Raw genomic sequence first — 18,734 nt, 5'->3', positions numbered from 1 at the left:
TAATAGAGAATATAGTCTGGAATTAATTTAAATTATATTTTTTATATACATGAATAATTAAGATTGGTAAAATAATGAAAGTAATATGTGAGAAAAGAGGGTTTTTAGTGAAAATGAATAGAAGAAAACTAGTTTCAAATATTTCAACGGTTGTGTTATTAGCTGGTTTATTTACACTTATATATTTAGACAAAGAATCTAAAATTGAAGATTTTCCAGTACCAATGTCAGCAATTCATATTAACGATGATAAGGAAGAGGAGTATAAATATATAAGTGTAATGCCTATTACAAAGGCTAGTGGATGGGAGAACTTAGGGGGAAACGGACATACTGTTAGTTTTAAAAAAGAGGAGCGGAAGGTAACTGTATTACATTATCCAGGAGAAATTACATATTATTTATTTGAACAAAAGGTGAATAAGGAAGGGAGATAAGATAAAGTTGTAATTCGTTAAGGGTTACATCTTTTCTTTTGATTCTGAATTATTTGAAATAAAATCAGATAGATGGTTTGATAGATATAGTGATAAATATGATTAGTTCTATATGCACATAAAGAGTAATGAGGAGATTATAAAAATATTATGTAAACTGAAAATTATAAGTGGAAGGTAAATTATATCTTAAGGGGGAGTTAAAAATGTTAATAAAAACAATCTACTGTAAAGTGGAAGAAGAGAAAAAAGAGTTATTTTCAAAAGCACAAGAAAAATGGCAAGCTATACAGCAGCTAGATGGATTTCATGGGCAATTTGGTGGATGGTATGAGGATGAGGCATGTGTATTTACTTTATGGGAGGATAGAAGTGCGTATCAATCATTTATGAATGCTGCTCACGATACCATTTATTTAAATAGTAATCAAGAGGATACGTTTTTTTTATGTGAAATTGAATTGTTTCAAACGTTGTATGATATAACTGATATGCCTTTGAAAGACGTAGTTACAGAAGGAACATTCGTAAGAGTTGCTATATGTGATGTAAAGGTGGGAAAGGAAAAGTATTTCTTACATAAACAAGAAACAATTTGGAATAAAGGGATGAAAAATGCAAAAGGGATGTTAGGTGGAGTTATTGGGAAGTCTTTAAAAACTGAAAATCGTTACATAGTGTTAACTTATTGGAAAGATGAAATGGCACATCAAAGTTATGTAGAAGAGATTTTCCCTGAGTTGTATAAACTAGCTAATATTCATGAGGATTTAGAAGATATAAGAGGTAAACAAGCTATATGTAAGGAAGAGTGGCTTGTATATTAAGTGTACAAAACGTGCATAAATGAATGTATAATAAAGATATTTTCTTATAAACGAGTAATTAATAGAAGACGTTATATACCCTTTCATGTTAATATATTTAAGTTATAATAGAAGGCTTACCCTTTTGTATTGTACGGTAGAAGCAGTGTGAGCTTGAATTTTTTTGAAAAGGATGTGCCTAATTTGCGTATCAATAAATTTATTAGTGAAGCTGGAAAAGCGTCTCGACGTGGAGCAGATAAACTAATTAATGAGAGAAGAGTAATTATTAACGGTAAGGTTGCAAAAATTGGTGACCAAGTAAATCCAGGTGATGATGTACGCGTAAATGGAGAGCAGCTTCGTATTGCTCGAGATCACGTATATATCGCTTTAAATAAACCAGTAGGTATTACATGTACGAGTGAAAAAGCTGTAAAAGGTAATATTATTGATTTAGTGAATCATCCATTACGAATTAGTCACATTGGACGTCTTGATAAAGACTCAGACGGTTTAATTTTATTAACGAATGATGGTGATATCGTTAATGAAATTTTACGTGCTGAAAACAAACATGAAAAAGAATATATCGTTTCAGTAGATAAGCCAATTACACCTGATTTTCTAGAGAAAATGGCAGCTGGTGTGAAAATTTTAGGAACGAAAACGCTTCCTTGTGAAGTAACACAGTTATCAAAATATGAATTCCAAATTATTTTAACTCAAGGGTTGAATCGTCAAATTCGTCGTATGTGTGAAGCTTTAGGTTATCAAGTATACACGTTAAAGCGTACAAGAATTATGAATATAGAATTAAATAATTTACCTGTTGGACAGTGGAGAGATTTATCGAAGAAAGAGAAACGACGTCTATTTTCAGACTTAAATTACGAACCACAAGATTGGTAAAATTGAGAAGGGAAACCAAAAATCTATTTTTGGTTTCTTTTTTTATTAAATAAAAAAATCATTTTTAAACACTTGCAAAAATAAAATGAATAAGATATAGTAAATAACAATTAATGGATGTACTTTTAAAAGCAAAGAAAAGGACACGAGTTATTTTATCCGGTTATACAGAGAAGGAAGGAAAGCTGAGAACTTCCTAACGCAGAAAAATAACTTACCACCTTAGAGCTGCACTGGGGAAATTAAGTATCTAGTGCCGTGTAAGCGACGTTATCGCAATAGAAGCCATTATGTTTTTTGTGATGGGAATCTGGGTGGAACCACGGATATAAGCATATTCGTCCCTATTTTAGGGATGAATATGCTTTTTTGTATTCAATTTCATAATAAGCGAAGAAAAGGACACGAGTTATTTTACCCGGTTATACAGAGAGGGAAGGAAAGCTGAGAACTTCCTAACGCAGAAAAATAACTTACCACCTTAGAGCTGCACTAGGGAAATTAAGTATCTAGTGCCGTGTAAACGACGTTACCGTAAAAGAAGCCATTGTATGTTTACGATGGGAATCTGGGTGGAACCACGGGTATAAGCACACTCGTCCCTATTTTAGGGATGAGTGTGCTTTTTTATTATGAAATGGAGAGATGAAAAATGAAAGAACAGATGATTGAAATTAAATTTCCAGATGGTAGCGTTAAAGAATATGTAAAAGGAATTACTTTAGAAGAAATTGCTGGATCCATTAGCAGTAGTTTAAAAAAGAAAGCAGTCGCAGGGAAAGTAAATGATCAGTTATTTGATTTACGCCGAAATATTGAAGAAAATGCGGAAGTAGAAATCATTGCTATAGATTCAAATGAAGGTGTAGAAATTGCAAGACATTCTGCGGCACATATTTTAGCGCAAGCTGTAAAGAGAATGCAAAGTAATGTAAACCTTGGTGTAGGGCCTGTTATTGAAAATGGGTTTTATTATGATATGGATCTTCCGAATAGTGTAAACGTGGAAGATTTACCGGAAATCGAAAAAGAAATGAAAAAGATTATAAATGAAAATGTAAAAATAGAACGAGTTGAGGTCTCACGAGAAGAAGCAAAAAAACTGTTTCAAGAAATGAATGATCACCTGAAATTAGAATTGTTAGAAGCAATTCCTAGTGGGGAAAGTGTAACACTATATAAACAAGGTGAATTTGTAGACTTATGTAGAGGACCACATGTACCATCAACAGGATATTTGAAAGCATTCCAATTAACTCACGTTTCTGGTGCATATTGGCGAGGTGATAGTAACAATCAAGTGCTTCAGCGTATATATGGTGTTGCGTTCTCTTCTCAAAAAGAATTAGAAGAGTATTTACATTTCGTTGAAGAAGCAGCAAAAAGAAATCATCGTAAATTAGGTAGTGAGCTGGAGTTATTTATGTTTTCTGAAGAGGCTCCGGGAATGCCATTTTATTTACCGAAAGGACAAATTATTCGTAATGAATTAGAAGCATTTTTAAGAGAAATTCAAAAAGAGTATAAGTATCAAGAAGTACGTACTCCGTTTATGATGAACCAAGAATTATGGGAGAAATCAGGACACTGGGGACATTACAAAGACAACATGTATTTCTCTGAAGTAGACAATAAAAGTTTCGCATTAAAACCAATGAACTGCCCAGGACATATGTTAATGTTCAAAAATAAATTACACTCTTATCGTGAATTGCCAATTCGTATGTGTGAGTTCGGTCAAGTACACCGACATGAATTTAGCGGGGCGTTAAACGGATTATTAAGAGTACGTACTTTCTGCCAAGATGATGCTCATTTATTTGTAACACCAGAACAAATTGAAGATGAAATTAAATCCGTAATGGCGCAAATTGATTACGTTTATAAAACTTTTGGATTCGAATATGAAGTAGAGCTTTCTACTCGTCCAGAAGATTCAATGGGTGATGATCAGTTATGGGAGCAAGCAGAGGCGGCACTAGAAAATGTATTACATTCATTGAATTATAAATATAGACTAAATGAAGGTGACGGTGCATTTTACGGACCGAAAATCGACTTCCATATAAAAGACGCTTTAAATAGAAGTCACCAGTGCGGAACAATCCAGCTAGATTTCCAAATGCCAGAGAAGTTTGATTTAAATTATATAGATGAGAAGAATGAAAAGAGAAGACCAGTTGTCATTCACCGAGCAGTATTAGGATCTTTAGACCGCTTCTTAGCTATATTAATTGAACACTTTGGAGGCGCGTTCCCAGCCTGGGTGGCACCAGTTCAAGTGAAAGTCATTCCAGTTTCGAATGCAGTCCATGTACAATATGCAGATGAAGTTGCAGATAAATTAGCACAAGCTAGTGTTCGTGTTGAAAGAGATATGCGAGATGAAAAGTTAGGATATAAAATAAGAGAGGCACAAATGCAAAAAGTTCCTTATATTCTTGTTATTGGTGATAAAGAAATGGAAAGAAAAGCTGTAAATGTACGTAAATATGGTGAAGGTCAGTCAGAAGTAATTGAACTAGATGAGTTTGTAGAAAGTATAAAAGAGGAAGTGAAAAATAAGAAGTAGAGATTGATAATAAAATACACCATTAACATGTATTACGGAATTTAAAGTAATGAAAGAACCATAATAAATGATGAAGGGATAGCGATTAAGCTATCCCTTCGTCATTTATTTCCATATACTTCACTTCAGACTGTTAAATCATTTTCTGATTTTATATGAATGGCTTCTTGTAAGAGCTTTTGGAGAACTGCAGTAAAAACGGCAATTACGATAGAGGAAAAAATAATGATCAATCCAATTGGTATAAAACTTGGAGGATCAATTTTTTTTGCCATGAGATAGTAAAGTGGCATACCTAGCAAGTATATAGTGCCGATCGTGAGGGCACAGTATTTTATATTTTTTAAAGCCTTTACTGATAATTCCGAGAACGCTTTGTACTTATCAATATAGCTTAAAAGTTTAAAAACTTGATACAGAGCAAAGTAAAAAGGTATCGTTGCTACGTACATATCGATTAAAACGAGAGATTTCATATAAGCAATAGCTGGATACAATTCTCCAGCAAAATTCCCGATTTTAGGAACTAAAAATATGCACAATGCAAGTACTACTATACCTATAAAAACAATAGCTAGTTTTAAAAAGAGTGTTGTAACTTGTTTCATAAAAAGCACCTCGTTTATTTAATGACAACATGATTTTATCATATAATTTATCGTTTTAAAATAAAATTATATTGTTTTTAAAAATATTATTATTGTTATTTATGTATCCTATTAATTTTGATGAAAATAAAAAGCCTTTTTCATTACAAAGAAAATTCCCTTATAAAGTGGTCTGTAATATTTTTACCTTACAAAAATGTAAGGTAAATGTAAGCGAAATCGAAGGAACGAGTTTTAGAAAAGTGAGAATATGAAATAGGAAAAAGGTTTACGTAACTCGTGTAACCCTTACTGATTGAAAAATTAAAAAAATGTTAAGGATTTACATGAGAAAAAGATAAGAAATATATGAGAAATTAATTTTATACAAAAGGGATGGAGTGAATGAGATGTCAACAAACGTAGTTACTGTAGAAAGTGTAGAAAAAACGTATGGGAAAAGAAATGAGAATCAGTCAAAAGCATTAAGGGGTGTGTCATTAAGTATTAAAGAAGGGGAATTCGTCGGGATTATGGGTCCTTCTGGATCTGGAAAAACGACTTTACTTAATGTGATTAGTACGCTGGATCAAGCGACAGGTGGCAGTGTGACAATAGCTGGCACAAATATTACTTCGATGAAGGGGAATGCTTTATCAGATTTTCGATCTCAAAAATTAGGTTTCATTTTTCAAGATTTTAACTTACTTGAAAACTTATCAATTTATGAAAATATCGCTTTACCACTTTCTTTGCAAGGCGTACCTTCAAGTGAGATTACGGGAAAGGTGAATGAGGTTGCGAAGAAGTTAGGGATTACTGAAATTTTAACGAAATATCCAACTGCTGTTTCTGGTGGACAAAAGCAAAGAACGGCGGCAGCACGAGCTTTAGTACATAATCCAGCAATCGTATTAGCAGATGAACCGACTGGAGCGCTTGATAGTAAAAATGCAAAAAGTTTATTAGAAGCGATGCAAGATTTACATGAAAATCACAATGTAAGTATTTTAATGGTTACACACGATGCATTTAGTGCGAGTTATTGTGAACGTATTTTATTTATTCAAGATGGTCTTCTTTATAAAGAGTTAAAGCGTCAAGGAGCGCGAGAAAATTTCTATCAAGACATTTTAGGTGTGCTCGCTCATATGGGCTCAGCTACTGAGTCTAAGTAGGGGGCGAGACTATGTTATTCAAATTATCACGTCATAGTATGAAAAAGATGTTAAAAGATTATATGGTTTTACTTATTGGTCTCGTTATTAGTATTAGTATCTTCTACATGTTCCAAACGATGGCGATGAATAGTGAATTTACGAAGGATAATAGTCTTATTAGTAGTATTAGACTCGTATTCTGGGTAGGAGCAATACTATTATCTTTCATTACTGTATTTTATATTATATATGCCAATTCATTCTTACTCACATTAAGAAGAAAAGAACTCGGAATGTATATGATGCTCGGTGCGAAAAAGAAAAAAGTAGCACAGTTATTATTTATTGAAACATTCGGTATGGGCATTGTCAGTATTGTTATCGGTATTTTAGTAGGGATGTTACTTGCAAGTGTAGCAGGAAACTTTTTAATGAATGGCATGGAGATTTCAGCAAAAGGTAGTTACTCATCTGTATATACACCAGCAATCTTAGTTACAGCTATTTTCTTCTTAATACTATTTTTTATTACTGGTTTAATGAATAGCATCCGATTATTACGTAAAACAGAATTAGAATTAATACGTGAAGATGAAACACTAGATGAAGTGAAGAAAAGTAAAACTCGCATTATTATAATGACAGTACTCGGTATATTGCTAGTAAGTACAGGATACTACTTTATGATCAATGTAAAAATATATGCTGAATTAGGCTTTATAATAGCGACAATCGTTACAACACTTGGAACATATTTTATCTTTAGTTCATTGCTCCCATATTTTGTGATGAAAATTAAGGGGAATAAAAAACGAAATGAAACTGGTTTAAATAGTTTTACATATGCACAGCTACGCTTTCGCGTAAATAGTTTATCGAGAGTATTAGGTACTGTAGCGATGTTAATTGCATTAGGTGCAGGTGCGATGACGGCAGGTATGGCGTTCCAAAAAAATGTAGGTATTATGACAGACTTTTCCCGTGTATATGATGTCGTCATTCATGATCCAAATGATCAAGATAAAGCGGCTTTAAAAGAAATGGAAATTGTGGAAGAAAGCAAGTATAAGTATAAAGTAGATGGAGAAGCCGTTTATTACTTACGTAACGACTTAACGGCGAAACCACCACTCGTTTCCGATCACTTTGATACAAAAACTTTAAAAGAGCCTGCTCGTAAACGTGTTGCTGAACCTTTAACTGAACCTGTCTATTCTGCTTTGGAAGCCCCCGAAGCAGCCAATAAACTTCCTCGTATGCCAAAAGATTGGGAAGATGCGGTTGTAAGAGAAATACAAATTACACATAATCAATTTAACGGAAAACCTGTAAGAATTGCTGATGAAGAACACTACAAAGCAGTTCAAGGAACGGAACATAGTGTAACATTAGCAAAAGTAGACGATATGAAAAAATATAAACCGTTGTTGCTCGATATAGATAAGAGACAAAAAGAACAAATTGAAAAAACAACAGGTACAAAAGTAGACTTATTTACAAAAATGACAATTTATCAGTTTATGAACAGTTTCATGAGTGGAACAATGTTTATGGGATTTTTCCTTGGAATTGCCTTTTTAGCAATGATGGCAAGTTCGCTAATGTTCAAAATATTAACAGGTGCTTCTCGTGATGTACGCCGTTATGAAATGTTACGAAAAATCGGTGTGAGACGTAGTATGTTAACAAAAAGTATATATAAAGAAATTTCATATTTATTTATCTTCCCAGCAATCATTGGAATTTCCCATGTGTTAGTAGGGCTTAACTTATTTAGCTTTATATTAGTTGACCCGTTTGTAAAGGTGTGGGTGCCGATAGGGATTTTCTTAGTCATTTATTTCATCTATTACTGGATTACTGTCCAACTTTATAAAGGTATGGTAATGCCGAAAGAAGAGGTAGCGAAATAGTTAAAGGAAAAAGTCTTTGTTTTGAAAACAAGGGCTTTTTTCTTTATTTCTAATACATTGTGATCGAGTCATTCTATGAATTTTATATTGAAAATTAAGGAAATATTAAGAGTTTATATAGCGGAAAGTTAAGAAGTGTATGGGATATTAAGAATGTGCAAAAGATCAAGGTGAAATTGTTGTATATTTATATTTTTTTGAGGTAGTTTTACTGAACTAAATTGATGTTTTTATAAATTTAAAAGAAAGGAAACTACTTATGAAGAAGATAAAAAAATTAATAAAACTTATTGGAGTCATCATTTTACTATTATTAATCGTAGCACTAATATTTCCTACATGGACCTCGCAAATAAAAGGGAAAAACAGTATAAGTACATTAGAGCAAGTAGAGATAAATGGAAGTGATCATGAAATTATGATACGCGGAAAAGATAAGAACAATCCGGTTATTATTTTTGTACATGGTGGACCAGGTACTTCAGAAATACCATATGCGCAAAAATACCAAAACTTATTGGAAGAGAAATTCACAGTTGTTAATTACGATCAAAGAGCGAGTGGGAAGTCGTATCATTTCTTTGAAGACTATTCGAATCTTACATCAGATCTTCTTGTAGAAGATTTATTAGCTATGACAGATTATGTTTCAAAACATCTTGGTAAAGAAAAAGTAATATTGGTTGGTCATTCTTACGGTACATATATCGGAATGCAAGCTGCCAATAAAGCCCCTGAAAAATATGAAGCATATGTTGGCATAGGGCAAATGAGTGATACAGTAGAAAGTGAAATGGATAGTTTAAACTATGTGATTGAACAGGCACAAAGTGCTGGGAATACAGATGAGGTTGCCTATTTAAATGAGTTGACTGAAAAAATTAAAAATGGCGATACATACACTCCGAGGAATTATGTTGCAAAATATGGTGGAACTTCGAGACTTATTGAAAATCCAGATGGTGATAATGTGGGGATGTTATTTAGTAATGAATATAACTTACTTGATGTAATTCGTTATAACATTGGAGTATCAAACTCTCAAACGGTCTTATTAGAAAAAGATTTAAAGAATCCATTGCCTACTAAAGTAACTAAGCTGAAGCTACCGTTTTATTTTCTAATGGGAAAATACGACTATAACACCTCATTTCATGCAGCAAAAACATATTTTGATTCAATTGAAGCAGATCAAAAAGAATTTATTACTTTTGAGAAATCAGCTCATTATCCGCAATTTGAAGAGAAGGAAAAGTTTTATGAGTGGATGTCTGATACATTTCTAAAATAAATAAAATGTATCCAAGCTTTAGAGAATTAATAAAGTTAGCTAGAAGTAAAAAGATCTTAGCTACATATCATTACGTGAAGCGAAGTTAAATAAAAAGACTCTTGTAAAAGACAAGAGTCTTTTTATAATGTTCTCTATATAGAAGGAAAAGATTGGATAATGGTCGAAAAATATAATATAACTTCCAAGAAATGACTGAAAAAATAAAATTTTGTCGGGGGAAAGGGTTAGAAGTATGAAAGAAATGCTACAGTTATTTCGCAACAAAGTGTATGCACGATTTTTTCTAGCGAATATTTTAGAGCGACTCGGTTCTATGATTGCTGGAATTTCTTTAATGTTTTATTTGTTAGACCAGTACGGAAAACAACCAGTTTACGCAACGATGACACAAATTATGATGGCATTACCTGCATTAATCTTTTTTCTATTAGTAGGGACAGTAGTGGATCGTTTTGATAGACAGCGTATTTGTACGGTAAGTAACATATGTTGTTCGCTCTGTAATATCGGAATTCTAATTTCGCTTTATTACGGGATGATTATACTCGTCTTTATATTTTTATTTTTGGAAAATGCATGTATACAATTTTTCTCTCCATCAGAACAGTCGATGATACAAGGAGTAGTTGAATCAGACCAATACGGTGCAGCAGCAGGTGTGAATCAAATGGTAAATAGTTTATATGCTTTGTTTGGTGTAGGAATTGCAACGATGGTGTACTGGACTTTTGGAATATACGGGAGTATTTTAGTAAATACGCTCACTTTTATTATGAGTGGCATTTTGATTCAAACGATTTCCATTCCAGAAAAAGTGCGTTTGCCAAACGGTAGAACAAAATGGAAAGAAGTTAATTTGAAGATGTTAATAACAGAGTTTCAAGAAGGGATCAAGTATATATATCAAAATGACACTTTAAAAAAATTACTTTTAGGATTTATCGTATTTGGACTATTAAATGGTATTTTAAGCATATCCACTACTTACATATTAAAATATAAATTAGCACCAGCAACGTATGAAAGTTTAGCGATGGTGGGCGGTGTAGTTGGAGGAATTTCATTATTAATTGGAAGTATAGTAGCAACAAGTATAGGTAAGAAATATGCACCTAAGCCTATTATTGTATTTGGTATGGCGGGCTCAGGGGTCTTTTTCGGTATGTGTTACTTTGTAAATCACGTATGGTCTTTTTATGTATGTATCGCTTTTGCGACTTTCTTTTTACCATTTATTAATGTTGCAATAATGGGCTGGATGTATGAAATTGTAGAAGAGTCATTCATGGGACGCGTTCAAAGTTTACTTAGTCCATTAACGACAGGATTCCAGCTGTTATCTCTCGGTGCGATAGCGATGTTGTTCCCAAAGTGGATTCGTGCAGATACGTTGTTTATTATTTTATTTGGTTTATTATTTTTTGTTACGTGTTTATATCAAGCCATTTTACCTAGTGGGAAGAAACGGGTGCAAGGTATAGCTGAAGAGATGTAATATATCCGGTTTTGATTTCTGAATATTCTATCGGCTAGTAAGGAGAAATCGTTATGTTGATGCGAATTGTTAAATGGTGTGGGATTACTTGTTTACAACTAGTAGCTGCAATCTTATGTATAATCTGCCTAGGTGCGCTACCGCGTTTATTTAAGGGACTGCAAATTGATTTAATCGGTTTTTGGAACACGATTGTATTTCTTGGAGGGAAGTTACTACAACCGGGTGAAATTACATATGGATTTCGGGACTCAAGAAAATTATTTCCGCAAATTTGGATTCATTATATTGAAACGATGATTGTATTTCTCTCAGCGTTTTTACTATCTTTGCTTATAGCGTATATACTTGTCGTTTGGGTATTGCAACGTTCTCATATAAAGCAGAAAATGTGGAATGGGATTTTCCTTACGCTTGAGAGTATACCGGATATACTACTTATTTTATCATCACAACTTCTTGTCGTAATTCTTTTTCAAAAGACTGGCTTTATGCCAATCAAGCTTTCAGGATTAGGGGAAGAAAGGATACGTTTGTTACCGATTATATGTCTTACCGTACCAACAACATTATTGTTTATTAAACTTTTGTTATTACGATTTAAAGAAGAATTAGAGAAAGAATATAGTTTGTTTGCTAAGAGTAAGGGGCTAAGCTTACGGCATATTTTGACACATCATATTTCAAGAAATGTTTTATTGACGACAATTTATTATGCGAAAACAAATATTTTATTTATGCTTTCAAATTTATATATTATCGAATGGATTTTCAATACATATGGAATGTTTGTTTTTGTAAAAGAAAATTCTAAATTAGAAATATTTACAGTGAGTCTAGTTATATTATACGTGCCGCTTTTTATACTATTTCGTATATTACATACGCTTTTACAAAATGTTATAAAGGAGCGTGTGTAATATGTGGCAAGTTGTAAAAAGAGATGTGAGATTTTGGATAGGTATTACTTTTTTGAGTGTACTAATGATTGTTAGTATTGGATATACGGTGTTTTTTGATGGGAATATTCGCGAACTTACGATGATGTATAACGAAAAAGGGGAACTAGAGGCAGCTCCATTTTCACCATCGGGTAAATTTTGGTTTGGAAGTGATGTGAAAGGCCGCGACCTTGTTCAATTAATAATAGAAGGCGCGAAATGGACAGTTGGAGCGAGTATAATTATAGCGATTTTACGAGTTATAGTTGGAGGGGGAATTGGTTTACTTCTTGGTATGTATGGTAAACGTTCTTTTCCAGTTATTTCATCATTTTTTGATCCTTTTAGTATTGTACCGATGGTTATGATTTCTTATTTTATGTTAAATGAAGTTTTAACGTTTGATAGTGGAGCGGAAGTTGTGCCGTTGTATTTGCGTGTGGCATTTCAAATTATAGTACTTGTATGCCTTGCTGTACCAACGGTTATGTTGTATGTAGCGCAAGAAGTCAAGCGTATTAAGAAGGAAGAATTTATGTTGGCAGCCACTGTGCTCGGCGGAAGTAAGTGGCAGAGGTTGAGGCGCCATATATGGCCGCATATGTTACCATCATTTCTTTTATTAGTAGCTCAACAATTTGTGAGTGTACTATTACTTCTTTTGCATCTTGGAATACTTAAGTTGTTTTTTGGAGGAACGATATTATTTGGATTAGATGCAGATAGTGTAACAAAAGAATGGACTGGTCTAATTGGTCAAAACTTCCGCCATTTAACTACACATACATGGATTGTACTTATACCAATTGCTTTCTATAGTATGACGATCTTGTCAGGCAATCTAATCAGTAATAGCATGCAAGATGCGATTAAACTAGGAAATGCAAGAATGCCTAAGAGTAAGGATAAAGAAATGAAGGAAGAGAAACAAGTACAACATACCGTGAATGATTTTTCTTTCTATAGAGAGGTACAAAAATAAAAAAAAGATAGCTGAAGACAAATCGTTTTCAGCTATCTTTTTTCGTTTAATTTAGTGGTGTCCAGCTAATAGAGTAAACACTATTATTAGGAAAAAACCGCTAGTAGTCCATGTTGAAAATGTAAGGAAAGAGAGCTGTTTCTTAGCTTTCCAAAGCATTTCATGAATTGTTACATAGCCAAGTGAACCGATAGCACTTCCCATAATAAGCCCTTGTAAATGTAAAGCTTTTCCTTCCATCAAAATGCCAAAAACCGTACCAGTACCAAGAATAAGAGAAAGTAATAAAGTTGTTAATAAAAATGAAATATATTTATGCTTTGTAAAGAGGAAGGGGATAATTAAAGCTAATCCTTCTGGAATATGGTGAATTACAATCGCAAGTAAGAAAGGAATGGCAGAGTCATTATGATTTATAAATGCTGTACCTAAAGCAAATCCACTCGGCAAATTATGAATAAATATAGCGAAAGAGAGGAAAAGGAAAGTTTGCCATGCTTGTTGATCTTTTTTATGGATCATTGGATGATGACAATAGTTATCTAATAAGCTCATAACTAAAATACCGATAGCTATACCAAGTATAGGCCCAATTATTTCATAGCTTGTAAAGGTTTCAGGAATAATTTCAAGGGATAATAGGCCAAGTAAAATTCCGCCACATAATGCGTATAAACGATGCATTTTTTCCTCAATTAGCTGGCGCGTAGCGATGCCAACAGCACCGCCTAATAGTAATCCACCGAATGAAAAAAATGTAACTATCATAGGAATCCATAATCGTTCCATAGTATCACACTCCGATTCTTCCACTTATTTTTAGCTTACGAAAAGTAAAGTTAGATTAGTCCAAGTAATTATGTTTGATTATGGAGAAAAAACTGATAATTAGTTATAATTTATATATTAAATTTAAGTGGAAAATGAAATGGGGAATAAGTTTGCATACAAAATGGAGTCTATCCGAATACGAAAACCCAAAACGATATGATATAGAAAATAAAAGTTTGTCAGATTTTCCGTTCTTACTATCATGGGCACAAAAACTAAATATACAAAATGAATGGGTTTTAGACATTGCCTGCGGGACAGGAAGAGTTACACTTCCATTCATAGAAAACGGATATCAAATGATTGGTGTAGATATACATGAAGGCATGCTTGCTGAAGCAAAGAGAAAATCTACGGAGTATAAAAAAGTAAAATGGCTACAACAAGACTGTTTACAATTAAAGATTGAAGAAACGATTCCGTTAGCATTTATGGTTGGCCATGGATTTCAGCATTTTCTTACGAATACAGATCAAAATAAGTTATTAACATCTATACATCATGTGTTAGCTGATAATGGTATATTAATATTTGATACACGTTTTCCTTCTAAAGAAGAATTAATACAACCATCTACAGAAGAATACTGGACAACTATTAGTGATGAAAAGGGAAGAAAATGTGATTTATATACTGAAATGACATACGATTCAACTCAGCAAATACAGCACTACATAACAACAAGAAAGTTTTATGGGGGTGATGTGCAAGTAGAAGAACTGAAAACAACGATTGATCTTCGCTATACGTATCCACGGGAGTTAGAAAGATTATTAGTAGTGAATGGTTTTGAATTATTACATATATATAATGATTGGGAAGGAAATGAGTTATGGGAAGATTGCTATTCTATGGTAGTAGTTTGTCGGAAGAAAAAATAGTGTTATTTTAAAAATATGAGTGTAAAAAGCTTATAAGGAGAGAAAAAGATGTCTTGGTACTTAGATAATGTTTATGAATTAAATAAAGAAGCGCCATATACATTTTACCTTCCTAGTTCAGAAGTGTTGGAGAAATTAAAGGTTGGAGATTTGGTAAAACTAATTTTTGTATCTAAAAATGAGGAAGAAGATGGGTTTCATGGTGAGAGAATGTGGGTTGAAATTACTGAAAGAAACGAGAAGAAGTTTGTAGGGAAATTGAACAATGATCCGTATCGTTTAAATTTAAAAATAGGTGATAAAATTTCATTTGGAATTGAAAATATATGTGATACGGAATATAACGATCCAGCTTCAAAAGATTGGGATTTTTATTTTGATACGAAGGTAATTGTTAGTAATGATGTTCTTGAAAGAAGAGAATTTAATTTTATGCTTAAAGAGGATTCAAGAGAAGAAAGTGACTCTGGTTGGTCAATTTTAAGTGGCTATGAAAGTGATGACTATGTAAATGATCATAAAAACTTTCAAGTTATTTCAGTTGGAGTCATATTGAATATAGATGATTCTATTTTAGAATTTCTTGAGGAACCACCTTTATGTGCATATGAAAGAAATGATGAAGGTAGATTTTATAAGATTGAAGATTATGATTGGGATGCGTATGTAAATGGATAGAAGAATTTATTACGTTGTAAAGAAAAGTACATTTTGTTTCGGAATCATATTAATGTTATTTTTAAGTGGATGTATCAGTTTTGGTAAAGAAACTACAGATACAATTTACGTAATTCCTGAAGAATATGAAGGGGATTTAATTGTTTTATATAATGTACCTGGTGCTGAGACGTTACAAGAAGAAGATGGATTTAGTGTTGTTACTTTCTCAGCTGACGGTACTGCTGTGACATCTACACAAAATATGAAATATGGTACAGTGAATGATATATATTACACAGTAAATAAAGAAGGGAAGCGTACGAAGCTTGATTCTAGCTGTATACGCCTTGCTTCAACTGGAAGTAGGACCGAAAATTCATGGGAATTCCCACTTGCAAACTTAGAAGTAACTCGTACAGCATGTTCTCAAGAATTTTCAGCCAATGGTAGAGAGGTACCTGAGAACCAGGAACATCCTGCTGAAAAGAAGATGAGAGATTTGATGCAGCATGTACAAGAGCAATATATGAATAAAGTGAAATAGTTAGTATGTTAGATGGAAGAAATTTATAAGTAGTATAAATTGAAGAGAATAGTAGTAAATGGAGGAACTTATCATGCAACAAATTAAAAAAATAGGAAACTCATTTTGGTATATGACACCTGTTTCTGAAACAGATAGACCTATATTAGGAATGGTCGTTGGACAAGAAAAAGCTTTAATGATTGATGCAGGGAATTCAGAAGCACATACACAATTATTTTTAGAAATGCTAAAAGAACAAAATGTATCAAGTCCTGATTTCGTAGCATTAACGCATTGGCATTGGGATCATATTTTTGGATTGCCTGTATTACAAAATGCATTAACTATTGCGCATGCTGAAACGAAAAAAGAGATGCAGAAACTAGTATCTTATGAATGGACAGATGAAGCATTGGACGCACGCGTAAAAGAGGGTACTGAAATAGAATTTTGTGCGGATTGTATTAAAAAAGAGTTCAATGAAGAACAAAGAAATATTAAAATTATTCCTCCGACCTTAACGTTCCAGGATCAACTTGAATTAGACCTTGGTGAAGTGACATGCGTGTTAAAACATGTAGGCGGAGATCATGCACATGACTCTGTTGTTATGTACATAAAAGAAGAGAAGATATTGTTTTTAGGAGACTGTATATATGCAGATATTTTTTCTTCGAAGTGGAACTATACGACGAGACGAACGTCTAAATTAATAGGTGAATTAGAGAAATTTGATGCTGAGACATATATTCTTTCTCATGGGACAGCTATAAATCGGGATGAGTTTTTACAAGAAATGCATTTGCTGAAAACAGTAGGAACGTATACGGAAAATCATAAAGGTGATGAGGAGAAGATAAGGGCAGCGTATAAACGAGACATAGATAGAGAATTAAATGAAGATGAACTAGAAACAATAACGTTTTTTGTAAATGGTTATGAAATGAATAATCAGTAAGACACTAAACTAATCAAATATAATTAAACTGCACAAAAAGAGTATTGAAATTTAATTCAATACTCTTTTCAATAGTTAAATATTAAGTTCCAACCAATTTCTGAATTTTTGTTAGCTCATTGCCTGAAGTAGTATCATTTTATTTTCATATAAATAAGGTTTTAAGTGGAAGCTTTCTTCGCTAATTCAGTTATATAGTTGAAAAATCCATTGTGGTTTACATCGTATACTACATTTACAGATCTTCCATTTACTGTTTCAACTGTACGCCCCTGGCTAGGTCCATATGTATGAACAATACTATTAATCGTTTGTGATTTTGCAAGGCTAGTGTTTCCGACAAACGCAGCAGTTAATACATCCCACAAATAGTAAGTAGAGTTAGTTGAGAAATGAACGAGGGGAGGAACCATTGCATAGCATTGACCAAGGAAATCAATACCAATATATTTTCGCTCTTTTGCCCAATGTTCACGTATGTCTATAGTTAATGGAACCTGGTTTGTACTTTCTAGCGTTACTAAGTCGATTTTAATTTTTGATTCCCACACACGAGCTACTGCTTCAGGATCCCAAAACGAATTCCACTCAGCTGTTCCATCATGTTCTGGTTCATGTACATTGCCGGCAGTACGAAATGTTCCTCCCATCCAAACAAGGCGCTCAATTTTCCCCTCGATTACAGGTGCTTCATATAGTGCACGGGCTAAATCGGTAAGAGGCCCTGTAAATAATAAAGTTATTTTCTCTTCAGTTTGTAGTAGGGTTTCAATTAAATGATGATGTGCAGGTTTTTCTGCTACGGGTGTTACAACTTTTCCAGACTCATTTAAAATGGGTAAAGCATCTACATAAAATGCATGCATCCGCCAGTCTTTTGGAAATGGATTTTTCGCACGGGAATTTGATGCGGCTACTTCAATATTTTCTTTGCCGAAGCGATCAATAATTTTGCGACTTGCTGAGATTGCTGGTTCCAAATAGCAATCTGCTGGGATAACTGAAACACCTGTAAGTTTGACATTATCCATTTGGAGTAATAAAAATAGTGAAATAAAATCATCTACACCACCATCATGATTGAAGTACACTTTTTTCATCATTGTAATCTCCATCCTATATGATTTAGTTAGGAATTAAATATGAATTGTGGAAAAATCATCAATGATTTCCACCACTTCAATTTTTCCATTGATTAGTAATTCCGGAAGTTCATTATTTACAGTTCCTTTCCAATACCCTCTTGCTTGTTCAATTTTTTGAGAGAAAGGAATACCATCTTCTTTCGGTAAAAGATTTCCGTCACCTTCAAAACAATGTCCAATTACTCGTAGTTTAACAATCTGCAAAACTTCTCGATTGTAAGAATCAAATAATGCTTTCCATTTTAAAGCATCTTCATAGCTCTTTGCAGCATATAAACAAGATAATCTTGAAGGGTATTCAGGAAATTCTTGTAGTCTAACCATTTCTACAATCGTTTCTCTAACGGCTCTAATTGTTTGATCGATATAACTCATAACTACTTTAGCATTTTCATTCTTTATATGTAATTCTTCATTTTTATAGTGGTTATTTATAATTTTTATGCCATCTTCACCACTAGAATTTAATTGTTCTCTTTCAAAAAAGAACCGATATAGGGTATTCGTTTGATTTTTATCAAAATGAATGATTTGTCCAATATTCATTTTTTTCCTTGTTACGATGTGATATGTGTAAAACTCTTGTTTATCCATGGTTATCCTCCTAGTAGTAACTATCAGGTATTACAAAGTT

18 protein-coding genes and 2 other annotated features are annotated in these 18,734 nt (G+C 33.1%); of the genes, 14 read left to right on the top strand and 4 right to left on the bottom strand.

Annotation, left to right across the window (positions count from 1 at the left end; translation table 11 throughout):
* Window positions 1–71 precede the first annotated feature (71 nt).
* From JDS82_RS25460 to thrS, 4 genes are all read left to right on the top strand, one after another.
* The gene (locus tag JDS82_RS25460) at window positions 72–437 is read left to right on the top strand and encodes a hypothetical protein (RefSeq protein ID WP_142292442.1); all 366 of its coding nucleotides are present in this window, start codon (window positions 72–74) and stop codon (window positions 435–437) included.
* A 206-nt stretch (window positions 438–643) separates the two neighbouring features.
* On the top strand, window positions 644–1,264 hold the full coding sequence (locus tag JDS82_RS25455; RefSeq protein ID WP_199714145.1) for a YdbC family protein: 621 nt from the start codon (window positions 644–646) through the stop codon (window positions 1,262–1,264).
* A gap of 183 nt (window positions 1,265–1,447) precedes the next feature.
* Window positions 1,448–2,155 (top strand): 23S rRNA pseudouridine(2604) synthase RluF, encoded by a 708-nt coding sequence (gene rluF / locus JDS82_RS25450; protein WP_001222161.1) that lies wholly within the window; start codon window positions 1,448–1,450, stop codon window positions 2,153–2,155.
* Window positions 2,156–2,280: 125 nt separating this feature from the next.
* Window positions 2,281–2,504, top strand: a binding site (T-box leader).
* A 35-nt stretch (window positions 2,505–2,539) separates the two neighbouring features.
* Window positions 2,540–2,762 (top strand) — a binding site (T-box leader).
* A gap of 45 nt (window positions 2,763–2,807) precedes the next feature.
* Entirely contained in the window at window positions 2,808–4,727 is a 1,920-nt protein-coding gene (gene thrS, locus JDS82_RS25445) for a threonine--tRNA ligase (protein WP_048563062.1), read from the top strand.
* A gap of 125 nt (window positions 4,728–4,852) precedes the next feature.
* On the opposite strand, the gene JDS82_RS25440 is transcribed toward thrS, so the two are convergent.
* Window positions 4,853–5,335 carry a DUF2975 domain-containing protein gene (locus tag JDS82_RS25440; protein ID WP_048563061.1) on the bottom strand — a complete coding sequence of 161 codons (483 nt, stop codon included), beginning with the start codon at window positions 5,333–5,335 and terminating at the stop codon, window positions 4,853–4,855.
* Between the two features lie 389 nt (window positions 5,336–5,724).
* Between JDS82_RS25440 and JDS82_RS25435 the strand changes: the two genes are divergently transcribed.
* The 6 genes from JDS82_RS25435 to JDS82_RS25410 all read left to right on the top strand — a co-directional run bounded on the left by JDS82_RS25435 (window position 5,725) and on the right by JDS82_RS25410 (window position 13,099).
* Window positions 5,725–6,492 (top strand): ABC transporter ATP-binding protein, encoded by a 768-nt coding sequence (locus tag JDS82_RS25435; protein WP_048563060.1) that lies wholly within the window; start codon window positions 5,725–5,727, stop codon window positions 6,490–6,492.
* 11 nt (window positions 6,493–6,503) lie between these two features.
* Window positions 6,504–8,387 (top strand): FtsX-like permease family protein, encoded by a 1,884-nt coding sequence (locus JDS82_RS25430; RefSeq protein ID WP_048563059.1) that lies wholly within the window; start codon window positions 6,504–6,506, stop codon window positions 8,385–8,387.
* 259 nt (window positions 8,388–8,646) lie between these two features.
* Window positions 8,647–9,678, top strand: coding sequence for an alpha/beta fold hydrolase (locus tag JDS82_RS25425; protein WP_000721360.1), 1,032 nt, complete (start codon window positions 8,647–8,649; stop codon window positions 9,676–9,678).
* Window positions 9,679–9,889: 211 nt separating this feature from the next.
* Window positions 9,890–11,176 carry an MFS transporter gene (locus JDS82_RS25420; RefSeq protein ID WP_199714144.1) on the top strand — a complete coding sequence of 429 codons (1,287 nt, stop codon included), beginning with the start codon at window positions 9,890–9,892 and terminating at the stop codon, window positions 11,174–11,176.
* 53 nt (window positions 11,177–11,229) lie between these two features.
* Complete coding sequence (locus JDS82_RS25415) at window positions 11,230–12,096, top strand: ABC transporter permease subunit (protein ID WP_199714143.1); 867 nt, start codon at window positions 11,230–11,232, stop codon at window positions 12,094–12,096.
* Window position 12,097: 1 nt separating this feature from the next.
* Window positions 12,098–13,099 carry an ABC transporter permease subunit gene (locus JDS82_RS25410; RefSeq protein ID WP_048563055.1) on the top strand — a complete coding sequence of 334 codons (1,002 nt, stop codon included), beginning with the start codon at window positions 12,098–12,100 and terminating at the stop codon, window positions 13,097–13,099.
* 51 nt (window positions 13,100–13,150) lie between these two features.
* On the opposite strand, the gene JDS82_RS25405 is transcribed toward JDS82_RS25410, so the two are convergent.
* On the bottom strand, window positions 13,151–13,888 hold the full coding sequence (locus JDS82_RS25405) for a ZIP family metal transporter (RefSeq protein WP_048563054.1): 738 nt from the start codon (window positions 13,886–13,888) through the stop codon (window positions 13,151–13,153).
* Between the two features lie 134 nt (window positions 13,889–14,022).
* Here JDS82_RS25405 and JDS82_RS25400 point away from each other — a divergent pair, with 134 nt between their 5' ends.
* The 4 genes from JDS82_RS25400 (at window position 14,023) to JDS82_RS25385 (ending at window position 16,955) form a co-directional block, all read left to right on the top strand.
* Window positions 14,023–14,811, top strand: a complete 789-nt coding sequence (locus tag JDS82_RS25400) for a class I SAM-dependent methyltransferase (RefSeq protein WP_199714142.1) — start codon at window positions 14,023–14,025, stop codon at window positions 14,809–14,811.
* A gap of 48 nt (window positions 14,812–14,859) precedes the next feature.
* Window positions 14,860–15,489, top strand: coding sequence for an immunity protein Imm33 domain-containing protein (locus JDS82_RS25395; protein WP_048563052.1), 630 nt, complete (start codon window positions 14,860–14,862; stop codon window positions 15,487–15,489).
* Entirely contained in the window at window positions 15,482–16,015 is a 534-nt protein-coding gene (locus tag JDS82_RS25390; protein WP_048563051.1) for a DUF6843 domain-containing protein, read from the top strand. Before JDS82_RS25395 ends, JDS82_RS25390 begins: the two co-directional genes overlap by 8 nt.
* Before the next feature lie 73 nt (window positions 16,016–16,088).
* On the top strand, window positions 16,089–16,955 hold the full coding sequence (locus tag JDS82_RS25385; RefSeq protein WP_199714141.1) for an MBL fold metallo-hydrolase: 867 nt from the start codon (window positions 16,089–16,091) through the stop codon (window positions 16,953–16,955).
* 161 nt (window positions 16,956–17,116) lie between these two features.
* Here the strand turns inward: JDS82_RS25385 and JDS82_RS25380 are convergent, their stop codons facing one another.
* Entirely contained in the window at window positions 17,117–18,070 is a 954-nt protein-coding gene (locus tag JDS82_RS25380) for a nucleoside hydrolase (RefSeq protein ID WP_199714140.1), read from the bottom strand.
* Between the two features lie 21 nt (window positions 18,071–18,091).
* The gene (locus JDS82_RS25375; RefSeq protein WP_088058443.1) at window positions 18,092–18,694 is read right to left on the bottom strand and encodes a DUF2441 domain-containing protein; all 603 of its coding nucleotides are present in this window, start codon (window positions 18,692–18,694) and stop codon (window positions 18,092–18,094) included.
* Window positions 18,695–18,734 lie beyond the last annotated feature (40 nt).

Origin of the sequence: Bacillus cereus group sp. N14 (genome assembly GCF_016483555.1) — a bacterium.
Classification (GTDB): Bacteria; Bacillota; Bacilli; order Bacillales; family Bacillaceae_G; genus Bacillus_A; species Bacillus_A wiedmannii.
The sequence above is the reverse complement of the archived record's forward strand: the minus strand, read 5'-3'. Positions and strand labels throughout refer to the sequence as shown.